Annotated in this window: 16 protein-coding genes, 1 tRNA gene and 1 pseudogene; 3 read left to right on the top strand and 15 right to left on the bottom strand. The window is 67.8% G+C overall.

Going from position 1 to position 12,741, the window contains the following annotated elements; translation table 11 throughout:
- The 4 genes from AC07NB_RS16210 to rimP form a co-directional block, all read right to left on the bottom strand.
- On the bottom strand, window positions 1-470 hold a 470-nt coding region (locus AC07NB_RS16210; RefSeq protein ID WP_494572227.1), incomplete at its 3' end, for a translation initiation factor IF-2 associated domain-containing protein.
- A gap of 91 nt (window positions 471-561) precedes the next feature.
- Complete coding sequence (locus AC07NB_RS16205) at window positions 562-1,230, bottom strand: RNA-binding protein (RefSeq protein WP_492311745.1); 669 nt, start codon at window positions 1,228-1,230, stop codon at window positions 562-564.
- Window positions 1,231-1,248: 18 nt separating this feature from the next.
- A complete protein-coding gene (nusA, locus tag AC07NB_RS16200; RefSeq protein WP_492311744.1) occupies window positions 1,249-2,985 on the bottom strand; it encodes a transcription termination factor NusA in 1,737 nt (578 codons plus the stop codon).
- A gap of 3 nt (window positions 2,986-2,988) precedes the next feature.
- Window positions 2,989-3,534, bottom strand: a complete 546-nt coding sequence (rimP, locus tag AC07NB_RS16195) for a ribosome maturation factor RimP (RefSeq protein ID WP_291840779.1) — start codon at window positions 3,532-3,534, stop codon at window positions 2,989-2,991.
- A 170-nt stretch (window positions 3,535-3,704) separates the two neighbouring features.
- Between rimP and AC07NB_RS16190 the strand changes: the two genes are divergently transcribed.
- Complete coding sequence (locus AC07NB_RS16190; RefSeq protein WP_291840777.1) at window positions 3,705-4,208, top strand: protein-tyrosine phosphatase family protein; 504 nt, start codon at window positions 3,705-3,707, stop codon at window positions 4,206-4,208.
- 1 nt (window position 4,209) lies between these two features.
- On the opposite strand, the gene AC07NB_RS16185 is transcribed toward AC07NB_RS16190, so the two are convergent.
- Entirely contained in the window at window positions 4,210-4,722 is a 513-nt protein-coding gene (locus tag AC07NB_RS16185; protein ID WP_494572226.1) for a DUF1993 domain-containing protein, read from the bottom strand.
- A 100-nt stretch (window positions 4,723-4,822) separates the two neighbouring features.
- Between AC07NB_RS16185 and AC07NB_RS16180 the strand changes: the two genes are divergently transcribed.
- Entirely contained in the window at window positions 4,823-5,341 is a 519-nt protein-coding gene (locus AC07NB_RS16180) for a biotin transporter BioY (protein WP_494572225.1), read from the top strand.
- On the opposite strand, the gene trmB is transcribed toward AC07NB_RS16180, so the two are convergent.
- The 7 genes and pseudogenes from trmB to AC07NB_RS16145 form a co-directional block, all read right to left on the bottom strand.
- The gene (trmB, locus tag AC07NB_RS16175) at window positions 5,328-6,035 is read right to left on the bottom strand and encodes a tRNA (guanosine(46)-N7)-methyltransferase TrmB (protein WP_494572224.1); all 708 of its coding nucleotides are present in this window, start codon (window positions 6,033-6,035) and stop codon (window positions 5,328-5,330) included. The genes AC07NB_RS16180 and trmB overlap by 14 nt on opposite strands.
- 125 nt (window positions 6,036-6,160) lie before the next feature.
- Window positions 6,161-7,348: a methionine adenosyltransferase gene (gene metK / locus AC07NB_RS16170; protein ID WP_492311739.1), complete on the bottom strand. Its 1,188-nt coding sequence runs from the start codon at window positions 7,346-7,348 to the stop codon at window positions 6,161-6,163.
- Window positions 7,349-7,400: 52 nt separating this feature from the next.
- Window positions 7,401-7,865, bottom strand: coding sequence for a hypothetical protein (locus AC07NB_RS16165; RefSeq protein ID WP_291833134.1), 465 nt, complete (start codon window positions 7,863-7,865; stop codon window positions 7,401-7,403).
- Window positions 7,866-7,896: 31 nt separating this feature from the next.
- Window positions 7,897-8,022: a hypothetical protein gene (locus tag AC07NB_RS16160; RefSeq protein ID WP_291833138.1), complete on the bottom strand. Its 126-nt coding sequence runs from the start codon at window positions 8,020-8,022 to the stop codon at window positions 7,897-7,899.
- Between the two features lie 381 nt (window positions 8,023-8,403).
- Window positions 8,404-8,553 (bottom strand): annotated as a pseudogene (locus tag AC07NB_RS16155) (helix-turn-helix domain-containing protein); the annotation flags it as partial.
- Window positions 8,554-8,656: 103 nt separating this feature from the next.
- Entirely contained in the window at window positions 8,657-9,205 is a 549-nt protein-coding gene (locus AC07NB_RS16150; protein ID WP_492311738.1) for a phage tail protein, read from the bottom strand.
- Between the two features lie 87 nt (window positions 9,206-9,292).
- Window positions 9,293-9,784, bottom strand: coding sequence for a GNAT family N-acetyltransferase (locus tag AC07NB_RS16145; RefSeq protein ID WP_494572223.1), 492 nt, complete (start codon window positions 9,782-9,784; stop codon window positions 9,293-9,295).
- A gap of 60 nt (window positions 9,785-9,844) precedes the next feature.
- On the opposite strand from AC07NB_RS16145, the gene AC07NB_RS16140 reads away from it, so the two are divergent.
- Window positions 9,845-10,153, top strand: coding sequence for a DUF6916 family protein (locus AC07NB_RS16140; RefSeq protein WP_494572222.1), 309 nt, complete (start codon window positions 9,845-9,847; stop codon window positions 10,151-10,153).
- A gap of 147 nt (window positions 10,154-10,300) precedes the next feature.
- On the opposite strand, the gene AC07NB_RS16135 is transcribed toward AC07NB_RS16140, so the two are convergent.
- From AC07NB_RS16135 to AC07NB_RS16125, 3 genes are all read right to left on the bottom strand, one after another.
- The gene (locus AC07NB_RS16135; protein WP_494572221.1) at window positions 10,301-11,461 is read right to left on the bottom strand and encodes a serine hydrolase domain-containing protein; all 1,161 of its coding nucleotides are present in this window, start codon (window positions 11,459-11,461) and stop codon (window positions 10,301-10,303) included.
- 491 nt (window positions 11,462-11,952) lie between these two features.
- Window positions 11,953-12,028 (bottom strand) — tRNA-Thr (locus AC07NB_RS16130).
- A 45-nt stretch (window positions 12,029-12,073) separates the two neighbouring features.
- The gene (locus AC07NB_RS16125; protein ID WP_494572220.1) at window positions 12,074-12,733 is read right to left on the bottom strand and encodes a uroporphyrinogen-III synthase; all 660 of its coding nucleotides are present in this window, start codon (window positions 12,731-12,733) and stop codon (window positions 12,074-12,076) included.
- Window positions 12,734-12,741 lie beyond the last annotated feature (8 nt).

The following is a 12,741-nucleotide window of genomic DNA, read 5'->3' as shown; positions in this document are numbered from 1 at the left end:
GCCTCAGCCTGGGCGGCGCTGGCGGCGCGCTCGGCGGCGGCGGCCTGCTCACGGGCGGCGGCGTCCTTGCGGGCGCGCTCCTCAGCGGCGGCGCGTTCGCGTTCGACGTTCTGCTGGGTGGCCAGCTCGATCGCGCGGCGGCGGGCTTCCTGCTCGGAGGCCGACAGGCCGCCGGCGTCGGACGACGCGACCGGACGCGGCGCCTGCGGGGCGGCGGCCGGAGCGGCCGGGCGAGCGACATCGAAGCCTTGCGGACGCTGATGTCCGCCCGGCGTCGCACCCACGCGGCGCTTGGTCTCGACCACCACGGTCTTGGTGCGGCCGTGGCTGAAGCTCTGGCGCACGGTGCCGGTCGAAACCGATCCCGCCGTCCGGGGCTTCAGGCTCAGCGGCGCGCGCGGCCCTGTCGTCGACGCGGGCGTCGAAGGGGTCGTCTTGCCGTCGTTGGTCTTGTCGTTCTCGTCAGTCATCCGGTCGCTTTACTTTGGCTCGGGACAGTCCCGGGCCCATTCCAAACTTGATCGTCCAAACACAAAAAGCCGTGCGGAACTCCGCCCCCCGTCAGGGAGCGGAACCCCGCCCGTCTGAATTTCCATCCGGGGCCCCAGCCGTCTCGTCGCCCCACTGCGGAGGCGTCAACGGTCGAAATCCCGCCAGCCGTTCGACTTCGAAAGTCCAACGATCGGCCCGCCCGCCCTCAAGCAGGACGGCGTGTATCGCATTTTCCAGCCCGAGGGCCAAACTCAAATCGTCGGCGGTGAAGGCCCCGCACACTTTGGGGGGCGGCGTCTGGTGTTTCGCCAGGGCCAGCAGCTTGCCGCGTCCGTCGGCGGACCCGTCCGCCGCCTCGACGATCCATGCGGCCTTTCCGGATCGGATCGCGGCGGCCGACTTCTCGAAGCCAGAGATAAGAGCGCCTTCGCGCCGGGCAAGACCCAGCTGCTCCAGACAGCGCTTGAACAGCAGGTTTTCCACCAGATCGGGCAGATCGGCGGCGGGTTTCAGCGGGGCCTTCGCCGCGCGGCTGAACAGGTTCTTCTTGACCGCCGCCTCGAGGGAGGCGCGGTCGGCCGCGACCCAGAGGCCGCGGCCGGGCAGCTTGCGCGCCAGGTCGGGGGCGACCGCGCCGTCCGGAGCGGCGACGAAACGGATCAGACGAGATTCATCCATGACCTGGTGGGTGACCAGGTCGCGGCGTTCCCTATCGATCGTCGCGTCGCGCAGGCTCATGAACGGCGGGGTCTCCCATCACGCGTTTTCGGGTTGGTCGAGGTCTTCGGCGTCTTCAGCCGGGGCCTCTTCGGTCTCTTCGGAAGGCGCGTTCGAGAACACGGCGTCGGCGTCGTATTCGCCTTCGGCGTACTCTTCCTCGTATTCCGGCTCGGGTTCCGGCTGCGGCAGTTCCGAGGCGTCGATCCAGCCGGCGGCCACGCGGGCCTGCAGGATCAGCATCTCGGCGTCTTCCTGCGCCAGGTTGAAGCTCTCCAGCACGCCGGGGACCTTCACGCGTTCGCCGCTGCGGATTTCGTAGCCGCCGCGGATTTCGTCGGTGGCCAGATCGGCCAGATCCTCGACGGTCTTCACGCCGCCCTCGCCGAGCGCCACGGCCATGGCCAGGGTCACGCCCGGAACGGCCAGAACGCCGTCCTCGACGCCCAGTTCGGTGCGCTTGGCGTCCAGCTCGGCGGCCTTGCGGTCCAGGAAGTCGCGGGCGCGGGCCTGCAGTTCTTCCGCCGTGTCCTCGTCGAAGCCTTCGATGTCGGAGATTTCGTACGGCTCGACGAAGGCCAGGTCCTCGACCGTGGCGAAGCCTTCGGTGACCAGCAGCTGGGCGATGACCTCGTCCACGTCCAGGGCTTCCTGGAACAGGCTGGTGCGCTCGCTGAACTCGCGCTGGCGACGCTCGGAGTCCTGGCTCTCGGTGATGATGTCGATCTGCCAGCCGGTCAGCTGCGAGGCCAGGCGGACGTTCTGGCCGCGGCGGCCGATGGCCAGCGACAGCTGCTCGTCCGGAACCACGACTTCAACGCGGTCGGCTTCTTCGTCCAGCACGACCTTCGACACTTCGGCCGGGGCCAGGGCGTTGACGATGAAGGTGGGCTCGTCGTTGTTCCACTGGATGATGTCGATCTTCTCGCCCTGCAGTTCGGCGACGACCGCCTGAACGCGCGAGCCGCGCATGCCGACGCAGGCGCCGACGGGATCGATGGAGGAGTCGTTCGACAGCACGGCCATCTTGGCGCGCGAGCCGGCGTCGCGGGCGGCGGCGCGGATCTCGATCACGCCATCGTAGACTTCCGGCACTTCCTGCGCGAACAGCTTGGCCATGAAGCCCGGGTGCGAGCGCGACAGCATGACCTGCGGGCCCTTCGCTTCCGGACGCACGTCGTAGATGTAGGTGCGGATGCGGTCGCCGATGTTGAAGGTTTCGCGCGGGATCGAGTCGTTGCGGCGCATGATGCCTTCGCCACGGCCCAGGTCGACGATGGTGTTACCGTATTCGACGCGCTTGACGGTGCCGTTGACGATCTCGCCGACGCGGTCCTTGAACTCTTCGTACTGGTTGGCGCGCTCGGCCTCGCGGACCTTGCCGGTCACGACCTGGCGGGCCATCTGGGTCTGCACGCGGCCGAACTCGAACGGCGGCAGGTTCTCGACGTATTCCTTGCCGACTTCGGCTTCCGGATCGCGCTTCAGCGCATCCTTCAGGCGCACCATGGCGCTGTCGTTGAACTCTTCCAGCTCGTCTTCCGGCTGCCAGTCGTCCTCGACGATGGTGACGTGACGGGTCAGGGCCAGTTCGCCGGTCTTGTGGTCGATCTTGGCGCGGATGTCGTGGTGCGCGCCATAGCGCGACTTGGCGCCCTTCTGGATCGCTTCCTCGATCGCCTCGATGACGATCTCCTTGTCGATGTTCTTCTCGCGCGCGACCGCATCGGCGATCTGCAGCAGTTCGAGACGGTTCGCGGAAACGCCAACGGCCATGTCTTAGTCCTCAGCCTCAGTCTGGTTGTCTTCATTGCGGGCGGCGCGTTTTTCGGCCCCCGCCTTCATCAGTTCATCGGTCAGCACCAGCTTGGCGTCGACCAGCCATTCGAACGGGATCAGGGCGGTGTCTTCCTCCCCTTCCAGATCGATGGCGATATTGGTGTCTTCGGTCCCGGCCAGCACGCCCTTGAAGCGCTTGCGGCCTTCGACCATCCGGTCCGTCTCCAGACGCGCCTCATAGCCTTCGAACAGGTCGAAGTCGCTCAGGCGGGTCAGCGGGCGATCGATGCCCGGCGACGAGACTTCCAGCAGATATTCGCCGGCGATCGGGTCGGCGGCGTCGAACACCTCCGACACCGCGCGGCTCAGGCGGGCGCATTCCTCGACGGCGATGTCGTGGTCCGAGCCGCGCTCGGCCATGATCTGCAGGCGACGGCGCAGGGTCCCGCCCATCAGCCGCACGCGCACGACCTCAAGACCCAGGCTCTCGGCGATGGGTTCGATCAGCTCCAGGAGCTGGCGGTCTTCTGCGGTCTTGGCCTTCAAGTTGGGTCCCGGGCAAAATAAAAGCGGCTGGCCGTCCGGGCCGCCGCTTTAACGGCGCCGTTAGGAGCCGGTCTAACGATGTGGAGCGGCGTATAGACCCGCGGGACGGCTTTGTCAGCCCCGATAATCCGGATTGCGTTCCGGGGGGGCTGCCGCCAGAAACACTCTCGATGAAAGTCTACTGGATCGGTCTCGACACGCCCGGGCGTCTCGGCGTGTCACGCAAGCCTGAGGGCGGCGACGCTCTCGACGCTCAGATGGAGCATCTGCACCGCGGCATGGTCGACCACGTGGTCAGCATGCTCGAGCCCGCCGAGGCCGCCGAGTTCGGCCTGGCCGAAGAGGGCGCGGCGGCTGAGCGGCACGGCGTCGGCTTCTACAACTTCCCCATCGTCGATCACGGCCTGCCGGGCGACGTCGAGGCCTACGCCCGGGTCGCACGGGCCATCAGCAACCGCCTGCGGGCGGGACAGGCGATCGTCATCCACTGCCGGGCGGGCCTGGGCCGCGCGCCGTCTCTGGCCATCTGCGCGCTGGTCGCGGGCGGGATGAACATCGACGAGGCCATACTGCGCGTCGGCCGGGCCCGGGGACGTCCCGTGCCCGAAACCGACGAACAGTACGCCTTCATCAAGGCCTTCGCGGACCGCCCGAAAGCCTCCTCGCCGACCTGACTCAGGCGGCCTGAAGCAGGTCCAGCTGACCCAGGAAGTCGCGCTTGCCCAGGGCCACGCCGCGGTTGCGCAGGATCGCGTAGGCCGTGGTCACGTGGAAGAAGAAGTTTGGGATGGCGAAGCTGGTCAGATAGCCGACGCCGTCGAAATCCAGCTCGACGCCCGGGAAGCGCAGTTCGACGCGACGGGTCTCGCCGCCCTCGAACGCCGCCGCATCGACGCCTTCGATGAAGGCGATCGACAGGGCGATGGTCGCCTTCAGCTCGGCCAGCGAGGCTTCGTTGTCGTCTGTTTTGGGCCAGGGCTGGCCGGTCAGGCGCGCGACGCAGCTGCGGCCCGAGAAGCTGGCCATGCGGATCTGGTCGGCGAACGGCCTCATGTCCGGTGCGAGGCGCGCCTCCAGCAGCTCGGCCTCGTCCAGACCGGCCTCGACGGCCTTGTCGATCAGATGGGACAGATTGGTCAGGCCGCGCACGAAGATCGGCGCGGACGCATCCTTGAGGGTGAAAGTCATGGCGCGGCCTCCGGTGTGATTTTCCGGTTTCCTGCGCCGCTTCCCTGGCGAAAGCCAGAGGCGACTTGCGCGGTCCGGGAGCGCATGGTTCGGGGAGGGGATGCGCGTCCTGACCTCCGCCGCCCTGATCGTCGTCTTCGCCGGGCTGGCGGCCGTCTGCGCGCGGATCAATGTCCCCATGGTTCCTGTCCCCATGACGATGCAGACCTTCGCGGTGCTGCTGGCCGGCGCCGCCCTGGGGCCCTGGCGAGGGGGCGTCGCCGTCCTGCTGTATCTGGCGCTGGGGGCCGCGGGCCTGCCGGTGCTGTCGGACGGCGCTTCCGGCCTGGAGCATTTCACCGGGCCGACCGCCGGCTATCTGTTCGCCTTCCCCGTGGCGGCGGCCCTGGCCGGCGCGCTCTACCAGCGGGCGCGCGGCGTGGCGGCCAGGGTCGGCCTGCTGCTGGCCGCCCATCTTCTGATCCTCGCCGTCGGCACGGCGTGGCTGGCGACGGCCATGGGCGTGGCGGCGATCGCGGCCGGCTTCACGCCCTTCCTGATCGGGGCGTTGGTCAAGTCGGGGCTGGTCGCGGCGTGCGCGGCGGCCCTGCGCCGCCTGCCGGTGTTCAGACCCGGATGAACTCCAGGAAGATCGGCGGGGTGTCGCCCAGCTTCTTCTCCTCGTAGCGGGTGACCACGTGGTCCTGCGGGGCCACGCGCCAGTCGTCGGCGCGGTCGGCGGTCCACTGCAGGCCCGGCGTCCGCTCCAGGCGCTCCAGCGCCCATTCGGCGTAGTCCTTCCAGTCGGTCACGAACCGCAGCCGGCCGCCGGGCTTCAGCAGGCGGGCGATCTCGGCGGCGCTCTCGTCCTGGATCAGGCGGCGCTTGTTGTGGCGCGCCTTGTGCCAGGGGTCGGGGAACAGGATCATCACCCGGTCCAGCGAGGCGTCGGGCAGGGCCTTCATCACGTCGCGCGCGTCATCGGCGTGCAGGCGCACATTCTTCAGAGCGCCGTCCTCGATATGGCGCAGGGCCGAGCCGACGCCGTTCAGGAAGGGCTCGCAGCCGATCATCAGGGCGTCCGGGCGGCGCGCCGCCTGGGCCGCCAGATGCTCGCCGCCGCCGAAGCCGATCTCCAGCCAGACTTCCTTCGCGCCGGGCATCAGCGCCTGCGGATCGATCGGTCCCGCTTCCGGATCGGGCACGGCGATGGCCGGCAGCAGGGTGTCGAACAGCGCCGCCTGGCGCGGCTTGAGCGTGCGCGACTTGATGCGCCCGAACGAGCGCAGCGGCCCCCAGGTCGGGGTGATCGGAGTATCGGGATCGGAGGACATGGCGGGGCGTATAGCTCGCCGTCGCCGGGAAGGCAGTAGGGAATAGGCAGTAGGCATTAGGCAGTGGGGGACGCGGCGGCGGTGCAAGCGAAGGGCCGCGACGTTTCCGCCGCGGCCCTACTGCCTCAGAGAGCCTTCAGCTTCTCGACCAGATCCGTCTTCTCCCACGAGAAGCCGCCGTCGGCGTCCGGTTGACGGCCGAAGTGTCCGTAGGCGGCGGTGCGGGCGTAGATCGGCTTGTTCAGGCCCAGATGCTCGCGGATGCCGCGCGGGGTGCCGCCGCCGATGAAGCCCAGAAGCTTCTCCTCCAGCACGCTCTCGTCGATCTTGCCGGTGCGGTGCAGATCGACGTGGATCGACTGGGGCTCCGCCACGCCGATGGCGTAGCTGATCTGGATCGTGCAGCGCTCGGCCAGGCCGGCGGCGACCACGTTCTTGGCCAGGTAGCGGCAGGCGTAGGCTGCTGAGCGGTCGACCTTGGTCGGGTCCTTGCCCGAGAAGGCGCCGCCGCCGTGCGGGGCCGCGCCGCCGTAGGTATCGACGATGATCTTGCGGCCGGTCAGGCCGGTGTCGCCGTCCGGCCCGCCGATCTCGAAGATGCCGGTCGGATTGATGTGCCAGACGGTGTTCTCGTCGGTGAAGCCTTCGGGCAGCACCTCAAGGATCAGCGGCTTGACGAAGGCGGTCACCTCGGCGGCCCGGCCGACCGCATGCTGGGTCGACAGCACGATCGAGGCCGCGCGCAGGGGCTTGCCGTTCTCGTACTGGATGGTGACCTGCGACTTCGCGTCGGGCTCCAGGAGCGTCCCGCCCGCATGGCGGACCTCGGCCAGGCGCTTGAGGATGTTGTGGCTGTACTGGAGGGTGGCCGGCATCAACTCGGGCGTCTCGTTCGAGGCGTAGCCGAACATGATGCCCTGGTCGCCCGCGCCTTCGTCCTTGTTGCCGGCGGCGTCCACGCCCACGGCGATGTCGGCCGACTGGCCGTGCAAGTGGTTCTGGAACTCGAAGGTGTTCCAGTGGAACTGGTCCTGCTCATAGCCGATGTCGCGCACGGCGGCGCGGACGACGGCCTCGATCTCCTGCTCGATCCCCGGGGCCCATTGGCCGTCCACGCCCATGATGCCCCGGCCACGGATTTCCCCGGCCAGCACGACCAGATTGGTGGTGGTCAGGGTCTCGCACGCCACCCGCGCTTCCGGATCCTTCGACAGGAACAGGTCCACCACGGAATCGGAAATGCGGTCGGCGACCTTGTCCGGGTGGCCCTCGGAAACGCTTTCCGAGGTGAACAGGAAGGATGAACGGGACAAGGCAGGCTCCTAGGGGGCGACCCGCCAAACATATAAAGCTATGTTTATATGTTCAAGTCGCGCTGCGTTGGGGGCGGCGCCAACGGGCCTCGGTGCTCACCGGCCGCTCCCCCGCCATCCAGCGTTCGACCACGCCGCCGGCGAGGCACAGGACCAGCAGGACGCCGATGCCCCAGCGGGACGCCACATCCATGCGGATGTGCTGCTCCTGCAGATCGGGCGTCAGGAACATCAGGCCATGGGCGATCATGGTCAGGCCGGCGAAGGCGGACGCGGCCAGCGTCCACCAGCGGTCCCGGCGCAGCGCCAGCCAGACCAGGGCCGCGAACAGGGCCAGATCGACGAGCGCCTCGCCGAGGCGGAAATCCTTGAGGGTGAGGGTCTGGAACATGAAGCTGGCCAGGAAGGCGAACACGAACACGGCCACGCCGGTCCGCTCGGTATGCCCTCCACGCATCCACGCCCAGGCGAAGACGCCCAGGCTGAGCAGCAGGTAGAAGAGTTGAAAGGGCGCCATGGCTCCTCCAGCGGCGGAGCCCGCGCCGGCCTTAGGGGGCCGGGGCGCGGGCGGCGCCTTGCATGACGGTTTCGTCGATGGTCAGGACCTGACGCTGGTAGGCGACGACGCTGTCGGCGATCGCCCGCATCATCACCGCCGCCAGGACCAGCATCACGACGATGATCAGGACGCGGACGCCCCAGTTGCGGGGCGGGGGCCGGTACCCGAGCCTGGGTTCTGCGCGCCCACCTGGGCCATCACCCAGCCAGCGCTCAACACCTGCTGCAAGAGCTCCCGCGGGTTCGAGCGTTCCGCGTCCGCGGCCAGCCCACGCATCAGATGCGCGCGCACCGGGTCGTTCTTCCCGAGCGAGCTGAAGCCCTCCAGCGCGGCTTCCAGATCCTCCCAGGTCCACTGGGGTAGGGGTTGTGTTTGAGAAACCATTGTCTGCCTCCCTGACGTGGAAGACAGAAGAGGGGGCGGAATCCGGAACGCCAATGGAGTCTTTCGTAGCCTCTGGTACGTTTCGTTCCAGGAGCGCCAAGGCCGCCTTGCGCCGGTTGACCCCCATGCGGCGGCAGGCCTCGTGCACGTGTTTCTTGACCGTGGCTTCCGAAAGATTCAGCCGAACGGCGATTTCCTTGTCGGTCAGAAAGGCCGTCAGTCTGAGGCACTGTTCCTGACGCGGGCTGAGATCTGCCGACATAGATCGCTCCGATACTGCGATCTTGCTAGGATGATCCGAACGGGGCGTCCAGACCGGCGCTCGCACAGGAGGCCGGTCTGTCGCCGTTCAACCGGGCCGCGTGTCAGTTCCGGCTGGGGAAGATGCCTTCCAGGGCGATCGAATAGTTGATCGCCAGCGTCGGCTGCAGGATCGAGATCGGCTGATTGCCGCCGTTCATGCCGCAGGTCTGCGGATGCAGCGCCACATTGGGGGCGGCCGGTGCGTAGATGTTCACCGTCACCGCGTCGCCGTTGCTCGGATCCGAACCGTTGGCGTCGGCGATGGACACGCCGGCGGTCGGCAGGTTCACGGTCGCGGCGGTGTTGTTCACCGAGATCGCGTGGTTGTGGGACGGCATGTTGTTGATGGTGATGCTCGTCGATTCCGTGCCGCTGACCTGACCGATGGTATAGGGCGACAGGCCGATGCCCTGGCCCATGCCGATCGGCAGGCGGCTCTGCAGGTTCGGCAGTTGGAACGTGGTCTGGCCGTTACCGCCGTAATTGGTGCCCAACAGGGCGAACAACGCCGAATTCTGCGAAATCGCGATCGTCTGGCCGTTGCACAGCGCCCATCCGCGCGGCGCGAAATTGAAGCCGAACGCCAGGATCGTCCCCATAAAAGCTTCCATAGACTCGCCCTCCCTTTATCGGGTTCGCGCAACGCGAAACCCCTTGCGGGCACAACCATGGCATAGGCTTTCGAAGGCGGCCAGACGCTATCGAACGTTGATATTGGTTCTCAGTCGGGCGGTCGCTTGCGCCGCCGCCGGCGGGAGATCGACGTCGAAACCCGCGGCGGCGAACAGGGCCAGGGAGGCGGTGTTCGAGGCGAAAATCAGCGCCGTGACATCCCGTCCCTTGGCCTGCGCCTCCTCCGCGACGGCGGCCAGAACCGCCGCGCCGACGCCGCGCCGGCGCCAGTCCGGGGCGGTGATGATCTCGACCACGTGCAGGGCGCCGTCCAGCGGACCGGTCAGCAGGCTGCCGGCGCGGACTTCTCCGATCCAGGCCACGCGCCGTTCCAGATCCGGAAACCGCTGCGCCAGCATGGCGTCGCGGGACCGGACCTGCATGTCGATCAGCGGGCCGGGATCGAAGCCGCCCAGGGCCGCGATCAGATGCGCGCGCACCCATCCGTCGACGACATCCGCGTCGGCGGCCGTTTCCGGACGCAGCTCAACCAGTGGAGAGTTTTCAGACGATGCCATCCCTCTAGATTGCAGACCTCGCGCGAACATGCACCATGTGCGTCGCAGCCGGAGCTCCAGATGATCCCCTCGTCCCTCGTTATTTTGACCGCCCCCCTGTTCAGGGCCTTCGTCGGCCGGGACTGGCTGGTCGACACCCAGCCCGCGCCGGTCAAGATAAAGCTCGACGCCGTGGACGACCTGAAGGGCGGCATGCCCGGCGGCCGCGATCCCTTCATCCTGATCTTCAGCACGCCCTGGGACACCCTGCTGGTCGAGGGTCAGTATCTGATGCGCCCGGGCGATGACGCCGACGCCGTCGAGGTTCACCTGATCCCGACGCAGACCGCCCCCGGGCCGCGCCGGCTGTACCACGCGGTCTTCAACTGAACCCTGGGGAAGCGCCGCCGCCTGGGTGACACGAACACCTGACCCCCGCATTGCGCATTCGACTCTGCTGGGGCGGTTCAGGCCAGCATGCACAAGGCTTCTGGCCTGAACCGTCCATCCGGCCGCCCTCGCGACGAGACGCCATGGTCAGTTTTCGACGGCGAGGCCGGGGATGTATTGCGAAGCGATCTTGTCAGCAAATCTCTGGGGCCCGGCGCCCAAGAGGTTCGTCAGAACGATCACCGTAAGGTCATCCTCGGGGTAGATGAAGATCGCCGCGCGATCGCCGCCCGTGGGCGTGATCGCGGGATGTTCCGCGCGGCGGATGACCGGCCAGCCCAGTCCATAGCCATTGATGGTCCGGTTGAAGCCGCGATAGCTTCCGTCCGGCAGCTGCTGCGGGGTCCAGAGCTGTTCGAGGCCCCTTTCGCTGACGAGTCGCCCCTTCTGCAGCGCGATAACCCATGCGGCCAGATCTGTGGCCGTGGCCTGAACGCCTGCGGTGGGATGCATGTAGGCGGGCCACGTCTCCTGGCGCGCCATCGGGGTCTCGCTGCGCTCGACGCCGACGGTCCTCATATCCGCTATCTGCAGCGTCAAATAGGTATAGAGCGAGGCGAGCTCAGGCACGGTATCAACGGTGTGTCCAAAGCGGGCCTGCTCCATGCCCGCCGCGTTGAACTGCCCCTCGCGAACGAAGTCGACGAAGGGCTCGCCCGAGAGCCTTTCGATGATCTTGCCCATCAGGACATAGCCGGTCTGGTTGTAGGCATACTGCGTTCCGGGCGCATATCGCAGGGGCAGTTCCTGCACCCTTGCCCAGGCGGCATCGGGCTCGGCGCCGTCGATCAGTCGGGTATTGTCGTCAATGATCTCGGGCAGGCCGGACGTGTGCGTGAGGATCTGGCGGACAGTGATCTCATTCCACGAGGACGGAAGCCCTTCGAGATATTGCGTCACCGATGCATCGAGATCGAGTTTTCCGGCCTCGACGAGCTGCATGGCCGCCACGCCGGTGAAGGCCTTGCTGATCGAGTTGATGCCGAAAACAGTGCGGTCCGTCACAGGCGTCGCGGTCTCGAAGTCGGACTGGCCGTAAGCGCCCGTGAAGACGATTTCGCCGTTTTTCACGATCGCCAGCTGGAGCCCCGGAATACCGCGAGACGCCATCTCGCTTTGGACCAGGCGTTCAATCGCGGCGGCCGTGTTGTCCGCTTCCGCGCTCTGCGTTGTTTGGGCGTTTGCGCTATCGGCAAGACCGCCCATGACCGCGATCAGGCCGATTGCGGCGGAAATTCTGTTCAGCATTGTTTTGGCTATCCGGAGCTTAGGGGGTGTCGGCTGCGATCGTGGATCGGATGATCGAAGCGCCTTTGCGATCACCAAGGTGGGAAGAACAGGCGCTGCGTTGGGCGCAACGGCGCGTTGACTGAGAGATGGACGGGTCATGGCGTCGGTTGACCCGGTCGCCGCACGGCCGTCCATCCCGGCTCGGTCAATGGTGCGCCTTGATCGGCGAACAGCAGTGCGTCCCGGTGAACTGTCGCCTCAAGGCGGCTGTCAGGTTTGGGGGCGGCAGCGCCACGCAGGTCGACTCCGGCCCGCCGCCGGCAAATACGTCAGCGGCGGTCGCCGCTGCGTTTCCCTTGAGCTGGATGTCCGGGGTCACAGCCTTCACGGCCGCAACGCGCTCAGCGCGGCCTGAACGGCCTCCCACTGGGCGCCCACGCAACTCCCAGGCTGAAGCGCCTTCCGGCCCATCGCGGCCCGGCTTCAAAGCTTGCACGGCTCAGGAAAGGTGGTGCCGCTTAGGTGACTCGAACACCTGACCCCCGCATTACGAATGCGATGCTCTACCAGCTGAGCTAAAGCGGCCTGCGACCGGTTCGGGGCGTTTCCGAACCGCGCGAGAGGCGCTCTTTATACGCGGGCCGCCGGATTGCCAAGCGCCAGCAGCACGGCGGCGTCGGTCGGTTCGCCCGCGGTGCGGATTTCGGCGAAACCGGCCGCCGCCAGAGGGGCCGCCGCGGCCGCCGAAATGGCCACCGCCAGCCGTCCCGCGCCGCCGTCACGGCCCAGGGCCCGGGCCACCGCCTTGGCCGCGCGAGGGGAGTGGGCCAGCACCGCTTCGAAATCCGCCGGCGCCTTGGCCCGGGTCTCCGTCGCCTCATAGACCGGCAGGATCACGGTCTCGACCGCGCGGTTCAGCAGGGCGTCCAGATCCCCGGCCGGCTCGCGAGCGCCCGGCACCAGCACCCGTCCGGTTGCTTCACTCGCGATCAGCCAGGCCAGGTCCGCCAGGGCCCCCGAGGCCGAGGTCACGGTCGTGAACCCCGCCTGCCGCGCCCGCTCGGCGGTGACATCGCCCACGGCGAACACGGCCAGGGATCGGTCGGGGGTCAGGTCGGCGAACACGGCCACGCCGTTCGGGCTGGTGAAGGCCAGGGCTGTGATTCCGCTCAGGTCGGGGGCCGGCTGGATGATGGGGCGGACGGCCAGAACCGGCGCGATCAGGGGGTCGAAGCCGCGGGCGGCCAACCGCGCCGCCGTCCGGGATGCGCCCGGCTCGGTGCGGGTCACCCAGATGC

It is taken from the genome of Brevundimonas sp. GW821-FHT09G01, assembly GCF_059416065.1.
Note: the sequence above shows the minus strand (reverse complement) of the source record. Positions and strands in the feature narration are given on the sequence as shown.